This window comes from Asticcacaulis aquihabitans (assembly GCF_032490435.1).
GTDB lineage: Bacteria > Pseudomonadota > Alphaproteobacteria > Caulobacterales > Caulobacteraceae > Asticcacaulis.
Map to the genome: position 1 here is coordinate 484,293 of NZ_JAVGWM010000001.1, position 14,523 is coordinate 498,815.

17 protein-coding genes are annotated in these 14,523 nt (G+C 58.9%); 5 read left to right on the forward strand and 12 right to left on the reverse strand.

Going from position 1 to position 14,523, the window contains the following annotated elements:
• The first annotated feature begins 29 nt into the window (after positions 1-29).
• The gene (locus tag RCJ00_RS02355; protein ID WP_316220008.1) at positions 30-656 is read left to right on the forward strand and encodes a TIGR02466 family protein; all 627 of its coding nucleotides are present in this window, start codon (positions 30-32) and stop codon (positions 654-656) included.
• Entirely contained in the window at positions 649-1,680 is a 1,032-nt protein-coding gene (locus RCJ00_RS02360) for an oxidoreductase (RefSeq protein WP_316220010.1), read from the forward strand. Before RCJ00_RS02355 ends, RCJ00_RS02360 begins: the two co-directional genes overlap by 8 nt.
• Here RCJ00_RS02360 and RCJ00_RS02365 read toward each other — a convergent pair.
• The 3 genes from RCJ00_RS02365 to RCJ00_RS02375 form a co-directional block, all read right to left on the reverse strand.
• Positions 1,677-2,300, reverse strand: a complete 624-nt coding sequence (locus RCJ00_RS02365) for a DUF1134 domain-containing protein (RefSeq protein ID WP_316220012.1) — start codon at positions 2,298-2,300, stop codon at positions 1,677-1,679. The two genes, RCJ00_RS02360 and RCJ00_RS02365, sit on opposite strands and share 4 nt — an antisense overlap.
• A gap of 480 nt (positions 2,301-2,780) precedes the next feature.
• Complete coding sequence (locus RCJ00_RS02370; RefSeq protein WP_316220013.1) at positions 2,781-3,134, reverse strand: MmcQ/YjbR family DNA-binding protein; 354 nt, start codon at positions 3,132-3,134, stop codon at positions 2,781-2,783.
• Entirely contained in the window at positions 3,131-4,795 is a 1,665-nt protein-coding gene (locus RCJ00_RS02375) for a M28 family metallopeptidase (RefSeq protein ID WP_316220015.1), read from the reverse strand. Before RCJ00_RS02375 ends, RCJ00_RS02370 begins: the two co-directional genes overlap by 4 nt.
• Before the next feature lie 201 nt (positions 4,796-4,996).
• Here RCJ00_RS02375 and RCJ00_RS02380 point away from each other — a divergent pair, with 201 nt between their 5' ends.
• On the forward strand, positions 4,997-5,632 hold the full coding sequence (locus tag RCJ00_RS02380; protein WP_316220016.1) for a fasciclin domain-containing protein: 636 nt from the start codon (positions 4,997-4,999) through the stop codon (positions 5,630-5,632).
• A 180-nt stretch (positions 5,633-5,812) separates the two neighbouring features.
• Positions 5,813-7,042 (forward strand): SGNH/GDSL hydrolase family protein, encoded by a 1,230-nt coding sequence (locus tag RCJ00_RS02385; protein ID WP_316220017.1) that lies wholly within the window; start codon positions 5,813-5,815, stop codon positions 7,040-7,042.
• Positions 7,043-7,059: 17 nt separating this feature from the next.
• On the opposite strand, the gene RCJ00_RS02390 is transcribed toward RCJ00_RS02385, so the two are convergent.
• Positions 7,060-7,503 carry a TonB family protein gene (locus RCJ00_RS02390; protein ID WP_316220018.1) on the reverse strand — a complete coding sequence of 148 codons (444 nt, stop codon included), beginning with the start codon at positions 7,501-7,503 and terminating at the stop codon, positions 7,060-7,062.
• Between the two features lie 166 nt (positions 7,504-7,669).
• Here RCJ00_RS02390 and lepA point away from each other — a divergent pair, with 166 nt between their 5' ends.
• A complete protein-coding gene (lepA, locus tag RCJ00_RS02395) occupies positions 7,670-9,475 on the forward strand; it encodes a translation elongation factor 4 (RefSeq protein WP_316220019.1) in 1,806 nt (601 codons plus the stop codon).
• Between the two features lie 99 nt (positions 9,476-9,574).
• On the opposite strand, the gene RCJ00_RS02400 is transcribed toward lepA, so the two are convergent.
• The 8 genes from RCJ00_RS02400 to motA all read right to left on the reverse strand — a co-directional run bounded on the left by RCJ00_RS02400 (position 9,575) and on the right by motA (position 14,479).
• Positions 9,575-9,988, reverse strand: a complete 414-nt coding sequence (locus tag RCJ00_RS02400) for a DUF6491 family protein (protein ID WP_316220020.1) — start codon at positions 9,986-9,988, stop codon at positions 9,575-9,577.
• Positions 9,988-10,422 carry a DUF6491 family protein gene (locus RCJ00_RS02405; protein WP_316220022.1) on the reverse strand — a complete coding sequence of 145 codons (435 nt, stop codon included), beginning with the start codon at positions 10,420-10,422 and terminating at the stop codon, positions 9,988-9,990. Before RCJ00_RS02405 ends, RCJ00_RS02400 begins: the two co-directional genes overlap by 1 nt.
• A gap of 24 nt (positions 10,423-10,446) precedes the next feature.
• Positions 10,447-10,905, reverse strand: coding sequence for a DUF6491 family protein (locus tag RCJ00_RS02410; protein WP_316220023.1), 459 nt, complete (start codon positions 10,903-10,905; stop codon positions 10,447-10,449).
• A 57-nt stretch (positions 10,906-10,962) separates the two neighbouring features.
• Positions 10,963-12,720 carry a tRNA (5-methylaminomethyl-2-thiouridine)(34)-methyltransferase MnmC2 gene (mnmC2, locus tag RCJ00_RS02415; RefSeq protein ID WP_316220025.1) on the reverse strand — a complete coding sequence of 586 codons (1,758 nt, stop codon included), beginning with the start codon at positions 12,718-12,720 and terminating at the stop codon, positions 10,963-10,965.
• A gap of 78 nt (positions 12,721-12,798) precedes the next feature.
• Entirely contained in the window at positions 12,799-12,978 is a 180-nt protein-coding gene (locus RCJ00_RS02420) for a hypothetical protein (RefSeq protein WP_316220026.1), read from the reverse strand.
• 92 nt (positions 12,979-13,070) lie between these two features.
• Positions 13,071-13,304 (reverse strand): hypothetical protein, encoded by a 234-nt coding sequence (locus tag RCJ00_RS02425; protein ID WP_316220028.1) that lies wholly within the window; start codon positions 13,302-13,304, stop codon positions 13,071-13,073.
• Between the two features lie 44 nt (positions 13,305-13,348).
• A complete protein-coding gene (locus tag RCJ00_RS02430) occupies positions 13,349-13,558 on the reverse strand; it encodes a hypothetical protein (protein WP_316220029.1) in 210 nt (69 codons plus the stop codon).
• A gap of 48 nt (positions 13,559-13,606) precedes the next feature.
• Positions 13,607-14,479 (reverse strand): flagellar motor stator protein MotA, encoded by an 873-nt coding sequence (gene motA, locus RCJ00_RS02435; RefSeq protein ID WP_316220030.1) that lies wholly within the window; start codon positions 14,477-14,479, stop codon positions 13,607-13,609.
• Positions 14,480-14,523 lie beyond the last annotated feature (44 nt).

Genomic DNA, 14,523 nt, shown 5'->3' on the forward strand with positions numbered 1-14,523 from the left:
TGCCCGCCTCACGGGATTAGGACAGGCGCATGAAAACTCCCGGCTCCGTCACCCCGCTTTTTGTCACCAATCTGTATCGCGCTGATCTGGCGGGCCACGGCAAAATCGACGCCCTGCTCGAAGATCTCGACGACACCTGTCGCGCCATTGCCGACGAAGACGAAGCCGGTCAAACCTGGTCCCAGCAAAAAGGCTATCTCGGCTACACCTCCTATGCCTCGCTGAACGACCTGCCGGCGCGGGCCAGCGTGTTCGCCGAGTTGAAAGCCGTATTGGATGGCCATGTCGCCACCTTTGCTGACGCGCTCGATTTCGACCTGCACGGCAAGAAGCTGAAACTCGATTCGATGTGGATCAACATCCTTGAGCCCATGGGGCACCATTCGAGCCACATCCATCCGCACAGCGTCATATCGGGCACCTTCTACGTTTCCATTCCCGAAGGCGCCAGCGCCCTGCGCCTGGAAGACCCGCGACTGGCATTCATGATGCACGCCCCTTTGCGTAAGGCGTCAGGCAAGGCAGAGCACCAGAGCTTCGTCAATGTCACGCCGCAGGCGGGGACCGTTCTTTTGTGGGAAAGCTGGCTGCGTCACGAGGTCCCGATCAATCTCAGCGACGATGTGCGTATTTCCGTGAGCTTCAACTATGGCTGATATCAAAACCGCTCTGGTCGGGTACGGCTACGCCGGCAAGACCATCCATGCGCCGCTGATCCGGGCGGCAAAAGGGCTTGAGCTGGCCACAGTCGTGTCTTCTCGGCCGGATGAGGTGCGTGCCGACCTGCCGGGCGTCACGGTGGCGCCGGACCTGGGCGACGCTCTCGCCGATCCGTCGATTGAGTTGGTCGTCATCGCCACGCCGAACGACATTCACGCGTCTCAGGCCCATGAGGCCCTGGAGGCCGGAAAACACGTCGTCATCGACAAGCCCTTCGCGCTCAGCGTAGCGGAGGGCGAATCGGTACTGACCCACGCGGCACGTGTCGGCCGAATGGTCTCGGTCTTCCACTGCCGTCGCTGGGACAGCAATCACCTGACCTTTCAGGCGCTGCGGCCACGCCTCGGCGATCTGTACCAGTTCGTACTGCGTTACGACCGCCTGCGCCCTGTGGTCCGCGACCGCTGGCGGGAACGTGCAGGCCCCGGCTCCGGAATCTGGTACGACCTCGGCTCCCATCTGCTCGATCAGGCGCTGACCTTGTTTGGCTGGCCGGAATGGATCAGCGTCGACCTAGCCAACCAGAGACCAGGCGCTACCACCACCGATTATTTTCATGCCGTCCTGGGCTACGGCCCCTTACGCGTCATCCTCCACGCGTCGATGATGACGACTATCCCCGGACCGACCGTAGAAGCACAAGGGTCAGCTGGCGCCTTCGTCAAATTTGGCATGGACGCTCAGGAAGACATGTTGAAGGCCGGACGCACGCCGGGCGACGCCGGGTGGGGCGCCGACCCCATCACCGGCATTTTTACGCCGGTCGTCGATCAGTTGCCCGGCACACCCGAGACGATTGTCCCGTGCCCCGGCAATTATCTCGCCTACTACGAAGGCATTGCGGCGGCGCTAAAAGACAACGCGCCCAATCCGGTAACCGGAGAGGACGCGTTGAAAGTCATGAAGCTGCTTGAACTGGGCTTTATCAGCGCGCAGGAAGGCCGCCGGGTGTCCGCTTAAAGCGGAATCACGCGACGCTTTTTCGAGAAGCTCATATAGCCAACATTGGCACCCAGGCGGAAACCGACACCGGCGCGAATCGGCGCCAGGACGATGCCTTCTGCCCGCTGGTAGGTAATGCCCAGGCCGCCAATGAAATAGGCAGACCCTTCGACACCGGGGAATCGGCGATACATGAAGACCGGCTCACGCAGATTGTAGACCAGCGTAAAGACGCGCGAGGCATTGGCGCCCGTATCGAAACCAATCGACGGCCCCTGCCAGAACATGTGCGTCGGCTCCGCGACGTCCTTCATGAACAGGTTGCCCTTGCCATACCGCACACCGATGCCGACAGCGCCCGATGCCTCGGTACCGGCGATATAGGCCGTCGGATGGTCACCGTAATCAGAGAAGATTTTTTCCAAAGCCCCGCCAAGGGCTTCGACAGTGACACCCAGGAAATCAGATCCGGCGGACAGGATTTCATCGCGGGTATAGTAGCGATATTCGGTCTTCTGGGCCGGCTGGCCTTTTTCAGTCGGATAGTCCTGGGCGGCGGCGATGCGCGGCGCCAAACCGGCGATCAGCGGCGTTGCCGTGGCGGCTACACCGGCCAAAAGAAACTGACGACGCTCCATGGCGTTCACTCCTCAATGTGCGATTGGGGTCTATAGCCAAGAAGGTTAATCAAGGATTTACTAACATCCTCTTACGCGGCAATTCCCCAGTAAACTAAACGATGGCAGGACCGTGTGTCCTCAATAGGGCTCAAATTGCCGCAAGCCCGCCATATTATTTAATAAGCGGAGGCAAACCGAGGTAGACTGCGGCCATGCCGCCTCGCCCCGTTCGCCGCAACCCCTTCGTGCCCGTGGCCATCGTCGCCAGCTATTTGCTCCTGGCCGCATTCTTATTCGCACCCATAGCCCAACCCTGCGGAGACCTGCCTACAGTCTATATTCGTTTGGGGCTTATCGCGGCCCTGTGGGGTCTATTTATCTTTACCGCCCTGTCTGGCCGGCGAAAGGCGTTCTGGCTCGCGCCGCAGCTCTTTGTGCTTGCGAGCCTTCTTCTGACATTGCCACAAGAAATAGCCCCACTGAACACAGACATCTGCTTCATCTCGACCTGATATCGGCTTCGTGGACCTTCAACAGCGACTTGGGGGCCTGTTTCAACCAGACCTGACGCAGATTGCCGCGTATCCAGTCCTCATCGATTCGGTCCTTATGCGCCAGAATGCACGGCCAGTTGCGATGGTGATCGGTGGTAAAAAACGTCTCCGGGTCCGCTTCGAGATAAAAGTCGCGCGTTTCGAAATCCATCTTGAAGACCGGCGCATCCCATTTCGGATTCCAGTAAAACATCGCCTTCTTACCGACCTTGACGTTCGGCGCGCCCCACGACTCCGCGGCCTCGGTGCCGGGCAATTCCAGCGCCAGTTCGCAGAGCCGTTGAAGCGTCAGGCTCATTTGCGCTCAGCCGCCGTCTTGTCACGCGCACCCTTGAATTCGGAGGTATCGCGCCAGGTAGGCCAAACCGTCGAATTGGCCAAGGCAGACCCAATGCGGTAATAGAGAGTGGCATCCTCCACCAATCCCGACAAATCCCATTTCGCCGACCATTCGTCGCCCGGCTGATGGTATCGGTTATCGGTATAATCCTTGCTGAAGGCCTCGCCCGCCTTGACGCCCCCCTTGACCATGTCGTCACCTGACCCAGCAACCAGCATGGGCACGCCGCGCTTGACCAGCGGGAAATGGTCAGAGCGGAAGAAACCGCCGGCTTCCGGTCGCGGTTCGGGCGTTATGGTGCGGTGCTGTTCCGTCGCATACAGTTTGACCAAATCATCGAGCGACGACTGCCCCACGCCTTCGACCACAATGTCTTTTGTCCGGCCATTGACATTTAGGGCGTCCATATTGATGCCGGCAACCGTAAGGGCCAGGGGATAGACCGGGTTGTTGGCATAATATTCCGACCCCAGCAGTCCGCTTTCTTCGGCGGTGAAGGCGATCATGACGATGCTGCGCTTGGGCTTCGGCGCTTTTCCGAAGGCGCGGGCGATTTCCAGCAGGGCAGCGACGCCTGTGCCATTGTCCACCGCACCGTTACAGATCTTGTCCTTGGCGTCCGGCGCGCAGATACCCAGGTGATCCCAGTGCCCCGTATAGAGGATGGTGTCATCCGGGCGCTCGGTACCCGACAGGCGAGCGATGATATTGTGGGTCGTGATTTCGGTGGCGGCGACCTTGTAGCTACCGCTCAGCGTGACATTCAAATCCACAGGGCGGAAGTCCCGCGACCGCGCCTTGACACGCAAGGCCGCCAGATCCTGACCAGCCGCCTTGAACAGGGCGTCCGCCGTTTCATGGCTAATCCATGATTCCAGCTTCGGGCTGGCCGTCGACGGATCAGGCCGGACGATATCGAACTTCGACCCGTTATTGGAATTGCGCACCGTATCCCAGCCGTATGAGGCGGCATCGGCGTCATGGATGATCAACACCCCGGCCGCGCCCCGGCGGGCCGCCTCTTCGTACTTGTAGGTCCAGCGCCCGTAATAGGTCATGGCCTTGCCGTTAAACGTCATCAATTGCGGTTCGACGAAGTCCGGATCGTTGATCAATTCGACCAGAATCTTGCCACGGACGTCTATATCTTTGCCGTCCGGGCCTTTGAAATCGTTCCAGTTACGCTCCGGCGCGCTGACACCATAGCCGACGAAGACCAATGGCGCCTTGTCGAAGGTGACATCGCTGGTCGCACCGCGTGTCGAGACGGTGATTTCAACGCCCTGATGCAGATCCACCGTTTTGCCGTCGGCCAGGTTGAAGGCCAGTTTGGGATCGCTCACCACGAATTGGCGCAGATGCACGTCCTGTGTCCAGGTCCCGTTATCGCCGCCGGGCTGAAAGCCAGCCGCGGCGAAGCTCTTGGACAGATAGTCGATCGTCTTCTGCTCGGCCCGCGTGGTGATGCCGCGCCCTTCGAAATCGTCAGCGGAGATTACCTTTATGTCTTGCGAAATGCGGGCCGCGCTTATGACCGGGGCGTTGGCCGCCGGGGGTTTAGCGGTCGCCGGCAGGGCGATCACCAAAGCGGCCGTAGCCAGTAGAACGGACTTGAACATAGGTTGCCTCCACGAAATCGTTGCCGGTGATGCTAGTTTCCGTCCCGCCGGAGTCAAGCTGTAAGCGAAAGTAAGCCGACCGGATGCGACGGCAAGGGATTGAATAAAGAAGTTATAAGGGTGCGATCCGGTTGGCTTGCGCGGGCGTACCTATTTGCAAACGTCCACACCGCACACGGTGTGGCTTACAAAGGAACCGACATGCGCTCTTTTTCACTTCTCGCCCTGATCGCCGCCGCCTCTCTGACCGCCGGCACCGCTAGCGCACAAAATCCGAACCTGCATCAGCCCGATCAGAACCCCGCCCACCAGATGCATTATTCCCAGAAAACGACCGTGGCCACTTCGGGCAATCCGATGGTCGGTGGCGCGGAAATGTACCCAAACCGCAATATCATTCAAAACGCCATGAACTCCAAGGACCATACAACCCTGGTGGCCGCCATCAAGGCCGCCGGTCTGGTTGACACCTTGTCAGGCCCTGGCCCCTTCACCGTTTTCGCACCGACGAACGAAGCGCACGCGGCCTTGCCGGCCGGTACGCTGGATACCCTGCTAAAGCCGGAAAACAAGGCGACGCTGGTAAAGATTCTGACCTGCCATGTCGTGGCCGGAAAAGTGTCGGCGAGCGATTTATCGACATGGATCGACAAGAATAATGGCGCCTACAAGATCACAACCCTGGGCGGCTGCGTCCTGACCGCCACCAAGGACGATGCCGGTATGATCTGGCTAACCGACGAAACCGGCGCCAAGGGGGAAATCACCATCGCTGATGTCCAGCAATCCAACGGCGTCATCCACGTTGTGGACAAGGTTTTGCTGCCCGCCGCTTAATTTCAGTCGTACGGCCAACTTTAACCCCGGCGTTCTCACCCGCGCCGGGGTCTTTTTACGGGCGGATACATCAGGATATCCAAGCCGGAGACAGGTGTTTTCGCATCTTGCCTCCCCGCAGAATCCGGCGCATAAATTCCCGGCGCTGTTAGCGCTAACAAATTATGCAGGGACGCCACCATGATTTCTTTCACACGCCGCGCGGCGTTGATGACCGCCATTGTGTTCATGTGTGCCACGCCGGTATGGGCGCAAACGCCGTCAGGCTGGGTGGGAACGTGGTACTCGGCACAGATGAAAGCGGGTGCGGACAGCCTATTGCCACCAGAGCTATCCAGCAATCTCACCCTGCGTCAGATCGTGCATATCACCAAAGGCGGCAGCGTTTTCCGCCTGCGTCTGTCGAACGCCATGGGCGCGGACCCACTAGCGATTGACAATATCCACCTCGCCCGTGCGCTTTCGCCTACCTCCGCTGACATAGATTCCTCAACAGACCGAGCCGTCACCTTCAATGGCCGCAGCGACGTCGTTATTCCGGCCGGTGCCGATGTCTTATCCGACCCGATACCGCTTGGTGTTTCCGATCAGGCAAACCTGGCCATAACCTTCCACCTGCCGCAGGCGCCGAAGATACAAACCGGCCACCCGGGATCGCGGGCAACCTCCTATGTGGCAGCGGGCGACCGTGCGGCAGAGACCAGCCTGGCAGACGCGACGCCGGTCAATCACTGGTATCACATCGCCGCCATTGAGGTCATGGCCCCCGCGAGCATTAAAGGGATTATCACGTTCGGGGATTCGATCACCGACGGATATGGCATTACACCGAACAGCAATCGCCGTTTTCCCGACTATCTGGCGCAACGTCTCAAAGATAAGCCTTTTACCGTACTGAATGCGGGCATCGGCGGCAATCGCCTGCTGTTGGACGGCAACGGTGCTAATGCTTTGGCGCGTTTTGACCGCGATGTGCTCAGCCAACCCGGTGTGCGTCACGTCATCGTGCTTGAAGGCGTCAATGATCTGGGCATGCTGACCAAGGAAGGCCCCGTCACGCCGGAAGCCCATGCGGCAATGGTTGAGCAGATCAAACAGGCCTATGTGCAGATGATCGACCGCGCCCATAGCCACGGCCTGAAAATATATGGCGGGACCATCATGCCCTATATGGGCATGTCCTTCTATCATCCGGAGCCGGTCAGTGAGGCCGACCGCCAGGCGATCAATCGCTGGATCCGTGAGTCGGGCCGTTTCGATGCGGTCATTGATTTCGACGCTGCGATGCGTGATCCGGCAAACCCGGACCACTTGCTGCCCGTATATGACAGCGGCGACCACATTCACCCGTCGGAAGCCGGTTACAAGGCGATGGCGGACACAGTAGATGTGAAGCTATTCACGGATTGAGCCGACCTCGACCCAACTTAGCGGGCGTTTTCCGCCGTAGCAACTTGGCTGGGAGGGAGTTTCCAGTTGGTCGTGAAGCGCAGCCAGTTTCCGGCTTGATGACCCGGACGCGCGGTATCTGTCTGGGCCCATTTCAGGACCGTAACTGCCAAGCCTTGACCGAGGCCGTATCCAGGCTCGCTTTCTGAAGCAACGACGCAACGCGTCAGATAGCCGTCCTGACCAATCTGGCAATCGACGGCCGCCTGACCTTCGATGGAAGCGATCTTGGCAGGACGAGGATATTCACCCGCGTCGCTAAGATCACTGCCGTCACGAGTAAAGACATGTGAGTCGCCAATTTGCGGCTCACTGGTCGGTGCGCATTTAACGCCGCCGCCATAGGCCGTGGCGTCTTGAGCCCCGGCACCTGTCGCTGCCAGCCCGCACAGAAGTGATATCGAAAGAACAGCCGATTTCATAAGCCCACCTTATTACGCTTTTCGTGCAGTAAGCTACCGATGGCTATAAAGGGGCAATAAGGAGAGTCTGGCAATCGCTAATTTTGGAATGTGGTTAATCGAGGGCGACCTGCCCCTGCCCCCTGCCCTCTTTCTTCTTGCGGCGCATCATGCTATCCGCAGCCCCATGAGCACAGACCTTTCCAAGATCCGCAATTTCTCCATCGTCGCCCACATCGACCACGGCAAATCCACCCTGTCCGACCGCCTCATCCAATTTACCGGCGGCCTGACCGCGCGTGAGATGAAGGAGCAGGTCCTCGACAATATGGATATCGAGCGCGAACGCGGCATCACCATAAAGGCCCAGACTGTCCGCCTGAACTACAAGGCCCATGACGGCGAAACCTACGTGCTCAATCTTATGGACACGCCGGGTCACGTCGACTTTGCCTACGAAGTCTCGCGCTCCCTGGCGGCGTGTGAAGGCTCTATCCTGGTCGTCGATGCGTCACAGGGCGTCGAAGCCCAGACCTTGGCCAATGTCTATCAAGCCATCGACAACAACCACGAAATCGTCCCCGTCCTCAATAAGATCGACCTGCCCGCGGCCGAGCCCGAGCGTGTGCGCGCCCAGATCGAGGACGTTATCGGCATAGACGCGTCCGACGCGGTGCTGGCTTCGGCCAAGTCTGGCCTGGGTATCGAGGACGTTCTGGAAGCCATCGTCACGCGCCTGCCCGCCCCCAAGGGTGAAGAAAACGAGCCGTTGAAGGCTTTGCTGGTCGATGCGTGGTACGACCCCTATCTCGGCGTTGTCGTTCTGGTCCGCATTTTCAATGGTCGTATGCGCCCGGGCCAGCAGGTCAAGTTGATGAACGCCGGCGCGACATACAAGATCGACAAGCTGGGCGTCTTCCAACCCAAGGCCACCGACGTAGAAAGCCTGGGGCCTGGCGAAATCGGCTTCTTCACCGCCCAGATCAAGGAAGTGTCCGACGCCGCTGTAGGCGACACCATCACTGACGAACGCAAGCCAACCGCCGCCGCCATGACCGGGTTCAAGGAAGTGCAGCCGGTCGTCTTCTGCGGCATCTTCCCGGTCGATGCGGCCGATTTCGAAGATCTGCGCGCCGCCATGGGCCGGTTGCGCCTCAATGACGCCAGCTTTTCGTTCGAAATGGAAACGTCTGCCGCCCTGGGCTTCGGCTTCCGTTGCGGCTTCCTTGGGCTTCTGCATCTGGAAATCATCCAGGAGCGCCTGTCGCGAGAATTCAATCTCGACCTGATCGCGACCGCGCCGTCGGTTGTCTACAAGATCTACATGAACAATGGCGATGTCATCGACCTGCACAACCCGGCCGACATGCCCGATCCGGTAAAGATCGACCATATCGAAGAGCCGTGGATCAAGGCGACGATCTTCTGTCCGGACGATTATCTCGGTGCGATCATAAAGCTGTGCCAGGACCGACGCGGCAGCCAGGCCGACCTGTCCTATGTCGGCGCCCGCGCCATGGTCGTTTACTACCTGCCGCTCAACGAAGTGGTCTTCGACTTCTACGACCGCCTGAAATCAGTCTCCAAGGGCTACGCGTCCTTTGACTATACGATCGAAGAATATCGCGAAGGCGACCTGGTAAAGATGTCCATCCTGGTCAATTCCGAGCCGGTGGACGCGTTGTCGATGCTGGTTCACCGCGACCGGGCCGAAACACGCGGCCGTGGCATGTGCGAAAAGATGCGCGAGCTGATCCCGCAACATCTGTTTGTCATTCCGATTCAGGCGGCTATTGGTGGCCGTATCGTCGCTCGCGAAACCGTGCGCGCCCTGCGCAAGGACGTGACGGCCAAGTGCTACGGTGGCGACGCGACCCGGAAAAAGAAGCTTCTAGAAAAGCAAAAGGAAGGCAAGAAAAAGATGCGGCAGTTCGGCAAGGTCGAAATTCCGCAAGAAGCCTTCATCGCTGCCCTCAAGATGGACAACGACTGATATAGGGCCAAGGGCAGGACTTATCGAGACCCTTCCTCCGGTCCGGGATAAAGCCTGTGCTTTCCGGCTCCGTCATTGGCGCCGGAAAGCGTCATCTGCTTATCGACGGCCCTTTAAGGCTTCGGCATCTTCACGCGAAATCGGCTCAATCTTGGAGATGATACAGCGTGTCGGAATGGCAGATGTGACGTCGCCGGTGATCGTAACATCGACCGGACGGCACACGCGTCCACTGCTGTAATATTCGATGCCGATCGCCTCGTTCTTCGACATGCAGTCTCCGGCCATGGTCAACACCACGGAATTGCCGCGGTAATCGGTCATAAGCAAGGTCTTGCGGTCAATAACGATGGTTTGATCGACAGGCGTCGAAATACACTTATCCGGCTTGGCCGGGGTACGGGCATCCGCCACGGCTCGATCGTCATTGGCCATGGATTGCCCGGCGGCGAGCGCTATGCCCGCGGCAAGCAAGGCGCAAATACCGGCGGTTAAAAGTTTGACTTGGGTCATCAGTTGCTCGGGTCCAAATGTTCCGCTTCTTCGCGGCTGATAGGCTGTACGCTGTTGATAATGCACTTAAGCGGGCGTTCGCCGTTCTGCGACCGCAGAAGCATGGCATCGTACGCGCGGCAGATTTGGGTATTGCCACGGAATTCGAAACCGAACTGATCGAAATCGGTCATACTGCGGCACGGGCCGCCTACGCCCACCTTGTAGGGGTTGCCCGACCGGTCGTAGATCAGCAGCGTTTTCTCATCAACGACGTGGAAGCGGCCGGTATTCTGGCCGTCGAGACATTTCGGGGTCTGTCTGGATACGGCGGTGCGCGAATCGTCCCGATCCTGTGCCAACACAGGCACCGCACCAGACAAGGCCGTAACCGCCACAGCCCCGGCTATAAGTCCGCCGGCAATAAAGCCGGCCAGATACATCTTTTTCGCCATAGTTCTGTTCCTTCCTGCGATGCGCTACTTGGCGCGATCGGCCTTGCGTTTCATTACGTAGGGAGCGGCTTCATCACCGGTCAGGTGGCGGACACTCGTCACTGTGCAGCTTTGCACGCGATTGCCGGACAAGTCGCTATAGAAGATTTCGGCATCCATGGGGCCGCAAACGTCGGCCATGCCGAGGCCGCGAGACCGAATACCAATGCGCACACTGGTATCTATGCCCATGCAGGCGCCACCCAGTTCAAGTTCGTATGCCTCGTTCCAATCCGAAACGATGATCATTTTTTGATCGCTGATTGTATTGAAATTCCGCACATGCGCCGGATCAAAACAGGCGCGCGGGTCGCGATTGACACGGCTTTCGGGATTTGGCCTGCCCGCCGACATCGCTCCAGCCGAAACGGCCATGACACCGCTCACAAAAATGACCCCGAGGCCGAGCGCCGCCAGGGGAAGAATGTAGGTGGATTTCGTCATGATGGCACCTCTGTCGCAGAGTGTACGCAGCCTACCTGAACGGCGTATGAACAGCTTTTATACGCTTGACCGGCGGCAATCGATCAGACGATCCGCTTGGCGTTGCAGGACAGAGGTTTCGCACAAAATTTGCGTCATCACTGTCTTGGCCAGCAAGGGTGCCAGACAGAAGCCGCGCGCACCCAGTCCCGTCAAAAGCCACACGCCCGATTCGGCCTGTCCGGCGACGGGCAGATAATCCGGCGTCGTCACCCGCACCGACGCGCGGGACCGTGAGGGCAGTTGCTTCGCCGAAGCCGCACCGGCGGGCATGACCTTGGCGAGATTGGCGATATTCAGCGCGCGATCCTCGGCGCGGATATCAGATCCACGGTCCTCGCGAACATGGGTCGCACCAAACAAGACGCCATCCGCCAGCGGTAACGCATAGCCGCCCCAGCTAATTGCTCCGGCCAGTCCCTCCGCAAGGGCGACGCATTCGACCTGGCCTCGCACCGGCTGAAGTCGTACCCCTTCGCTCGCGAGATCAAGCATCCCCTCACCGCACGCCAGGATGACCGCATCATATCCCGTAAAATCGCGGCCTTCGCCTTGGACGGTCGATGGGGTTACGCCTGTCACACGCAGCTGGATCGATTTCTGACCGCCCAGTAAGGCGTCAAGCACAACGCGCGGCCGCACCGATAGAGCCGTCGCCAGATAAATGCCGCTCGACGGCGGCACATCGGTTGCCTCACCGGCCGAAAACAGACGCAGGTCTCCTTCGGCAAAGCCCGTCTGCATAACGATCCGGGCAAATCGCGAAGCGTCACGATCCGTGGCTTCATACTGATGTACGCCTTCGGAAAGTATCGCCTCCGGGCACAGGCGCCGATACAGCGCCCCCGCATAGGCAAACGCATCGGCATACAGATCGGAAATCGCATTGGCGCCGGCGTCAAGACGCGGCGTAACCAGCGCGCCTTGGTTGCCGGAGGCGCCCGCGCCGGGATTGCCTGCCTCAAACAGGTCAACATCGATCCCCAGAAGGCGGGCCTGATACACCAGGGCACAGCCGGAAATACCGGCGCCAACGACGGCAATTTTATGTGGACGGGCGGACTGAACCGCAACCTCGCCGGTCCGTATGGCTTCCAGGCGTTCGCGCTTGCGCCCGAACCCCGGCTTCTTTTCGACCGAAAATCCGGCCGCCTGGAGTCCGCGTCGCACGAAGCCCGCGACAGTAAAGGTAGCGAGCGGCGCCCCAGCTCTGGTTTTGGCAGCAATCTGGGCGAGGACATCCTCCGCCCACATATCCGGGTTCAGCGCCGGAGAAAACCCGTCAAGAAAAACGGCATCGGCCATGCCTTGCCACGCGGTGAGCGCCGCACGAACATCCATTAGGCCGAGAGTCAGACTGACGCCCCATTGTGGAAAATCCATGTAGTGAAAGCCACGCCGGCTTTTGGGCCATTGCGCCAGAAGCGCCTCACTCATCTCGGCCAGTTCGGGCCAGTTGCGCAGGGCCTGTCCGGCCTCCTGCGCGCTCATAATAAAGCCTTCGATGGAAAATATATGCAGATGCGCGCCGGGTTCACGCGTCTGGGCCCAAAGCTGCATCACGGCGGCGATATTCAGGCCGGTACCGAAGCCCAATTCCATAAGCGAGACATCTGCCCTGCCCCGCCACAGATCCGGCATGCCGCAGCCCGACAGGAAGACTGCACGTGTTTCGCTCAACCCATCCTGCAAGGAATAATAGATGTCGCCAAACCGACCCGACCTCGGTGCGCCATCTTCGGCAAAGTACAGTTCGGGATTTGCGTCGTTTGTCACGGGACCGGTGTATAAAAACAAAAAGAGGGCTGTCTTGCGACAACCCTCTTTCTAAATCAATGCCCAATGGGCGAGAGATTAGGAAGAAGCGGCTTCCGAAGCAACTTCCGAAGCAGCAGCCGATTCAACGACGGCTTCCGAAACGGCGGCCGACGAAGCGGCTTCTTCGGTGGCGGGCTTCGGGGTGCAAGCAGCAACCGACAGGGCGGCGCCGGCAACGGCAGCGATCAGAGCGATACGAACGATCTTGGAGGTCATGGATCAATTCCCTTATTGATAGTGTTGAGGCCCAGGACCAGCTCCTGAACCTATTGCCGAGAGTGACTAAGCACCCCCGTCAAATTCATGAATTAGTGAGAGGCAGCAGCCGAAGCTTCGGCGGCAGCCGGAGAGGCAGCGACAGCGGCGTCGGTCGCAGCGGCGGAATCGCCAGCAGCAGCCGAGTTGACAGTGGCTTCAGCCGGGGCCATGGCGGATTCACCAGCGGCTTCGTCAGTGGCAGCCGGCTTTTGGCAGGCGGCGACCGACAGGGCAGCCACAGCAGCGGCGGCGACCAGGGCGGTACGTACGATCTTGGAGGTCATAGATCAGATCCTATGTCTAACGTGAGAGCGCCAGGAACTGATACCTAGGCCCGAATATTTTCATACTCATTTTGACCGAGTCCCGCAAGCGCTATTTTCACAAAACTGTGATCGCCAATGCCACCAAAATGGTAAATTTCATCGAAAAAGGCGTATTTTTTGCGCGAAAAGGCAATTTTAACGATCCTTAACGGCGAATTGACATGAAAAATGTGATCTGTGATGCCCTCAGCGAGGGCGTCAACGAAAGACATATTGCTTTCTGATCGTGAGATGGGAGGCGTGAATCGCCCCCAAAGGGGTCAGGCCGCTTCCGCCGGAATATTGTTGAGTGCCTCTTCCATTTCGAGGAAGCTGGGTTGCAGGGTGGTTGGGATATTGCCACGGCCAATTTCCACCGAAATCTGCGCCGCATTGCCATGCAGGTGAGCAATCAGAACGGCCTGAATGATTTTGTAAAATGCCGCATCTTCCTCAATCACACCGCCCATGCGGGCGGCGAAGGGGCCGACCAGTCCATAGGACAGGAGGATGCCCAGGAAGGTACCAACCAGAGCGCCGCCGATCATGGCCCCGAGGATTTCCGGCGGCTCGGTAATGGAGCCCATGGTCTTGACGACGCCCAGAACGGCCGCGACGATCCCCAAGGCAGGCAAAGCGTCGGACAGGGCCTGCATGGCGTGTGGCGGATGCATGGCTTCGTGGTGATGCTTTTCCAGCTGCTTTTCCATGGCGTCCTCGACCTGATGCGGATCTTCGAGGTTCATGGTCATCATGCGCAGGGTGTCGCAGATAAAATCGGTGGCGAAGTGATCCTTCACGATTTTCGGGAAGCGATTGAAAATCGACGATTCGTGCGGCTTTTCGATATGGCTTTCCAGGGCGATGACGCCCTTAGACTTCATGGTTTTGGTCAGAAGAAACAGCAGCGAAAGCAGATCACGATAGTCATTGGCTTTCCATTTTGTGCCGCCGAACACCTTCCCCATGCCGCTGCCCATACCTTTAAGCGTCGTCATGCTGTTTGAGATCAAAGTGGCCCCGACAGCGGCGCCACCAATGGCCATCAATTCATGCGGAAGCGCTTCCAGGATCGGCGCCATATTGCCGCCAGAAATAATGTAGCTGCCGAACACCATGCCGAACAGACAGACAATACCGATAATCTGAAACATATTGGAGAAACACCCAGCGACTCACGTTTGAGCGCCCACTATCG

Excerpts from the sequence above, each read along its gene's own strand:
- motA (WP_316220030.1), bottom strand. The coding sequence starts at position 14,479 with ATGTTTCAGATTATCGGTATTGTCTGTCTGTTCGGCATGGTGTTCGGC.
- RCJ00_RS02370 (WP_316220013.1), bottom strand. The coding sequence starts at position 3,134 with ATGAGCCTGACGCTTCAACGGCTCTGCGAACTGGCGCTGGAATTGCCC.
- RCJ00_RS02410 (WP_316220023.1), bottom strand. The coding sequence starts at position 10,905 with ATGACGAAATCCACCTACATTCTTCCCCTGGCGGCGCTCGGCCTCGGG.
- RCJ00_RS02405 (WP_316220022.1), bottom strand. The coding sequence starts at position 10,422 with ATGGCGAAAAAGATGTATCTGGCCGGCTTTATTGCCGGCGGACTTATA.
- RCJ00_RS02380 (WP_316220016.1), top strand. The coding sequence starts at position 4,997 with ATGCGCTCTTTTTCACTTCTCGCCCTGATCGCCGCCGCCTCTCTGACC.
- RCJ00_RS02355 (WP_316220008.1), top strand. The coding sequence starts at position 30 with ATGAAAACTCCCGGCTCCGTCACCCCGCTTTTTGTCACCAATCTGTAT.
- RCJ00_RS02430 (WP_316220029.1), bottom strand. The coding sequence starts at position 13,558 with ATGTCTTTCGTTGACGCCCTCGCTGAGGGCATCACAGATCACATTTTT.
- RCJ00_RS02385 (WP_316220017.1), top strand. The coding sequence starts at position 5,813 with ATGATTTCTTTCACACGCCGCGCGGCGTTGATGACCGCCATTGTGTTC.
- RCJ00_RS02420 (WP_316220026.1), bottom strand. The coding sequence starts at position 12,978 with ATGACCTCCAAGATCGTTCGTATCGCTCTGATCGCTGCCGTTGCCGGC.
- RCJ00_RS02400 (WP_316220020.1), bottom strand. The coding sequence starts at position 9,988 with ATGACCCAAGTCAAACTTTTAACCGCCGGTATTTGCGCCTTGCTTGCC.
- RCJ00_RS02425 (WP_316220028.1), bottom strand. The coding sequence starts at position 13,304 with ATGACCTCCAAGATCGTACGTACCGCCCTGGTCGCCGCCGCTGCTGTG.
- RCJ00_RS02375 (WP_316220015.1), bottom strand. The coding sequence starts at position 4,795 with ATGTTCAAGTCCGTTCTACTGGCTACGGCCGCTTTGGTGATCGCCCTG.
- RCJ00_RS02360 (WP_316220010.1), top strand. The coding sequence starts at position 649 with ATGGCTGATATCAAAACCGCTCTGGTCGGGTACGGCTACGCCGGCAAG.
- lepA (WP_316220019.1), top strand. The coding sequence starts at position 7,670 with ATGAGCACAGACCTTTCCAAGATCCGCAATTTCTCCATCGTCGCCCAC.
- RCJ00_RS02390 (WP_316220018.1), bottom strand. The coding sequence starts at position 7,503 with ATGAAATCGGCTGTTCTTTCGATATCACTTCTGTGCGGGCTGGCAGCG.
- RCJ00_RS02365 (WP_316220012.1), bottom strand. The coding sequence starts at position 2,300 with ATGGAGCGTCGTCAGTTTCTTTTGGCCGGTGTAGCCGCCACGGCAACG.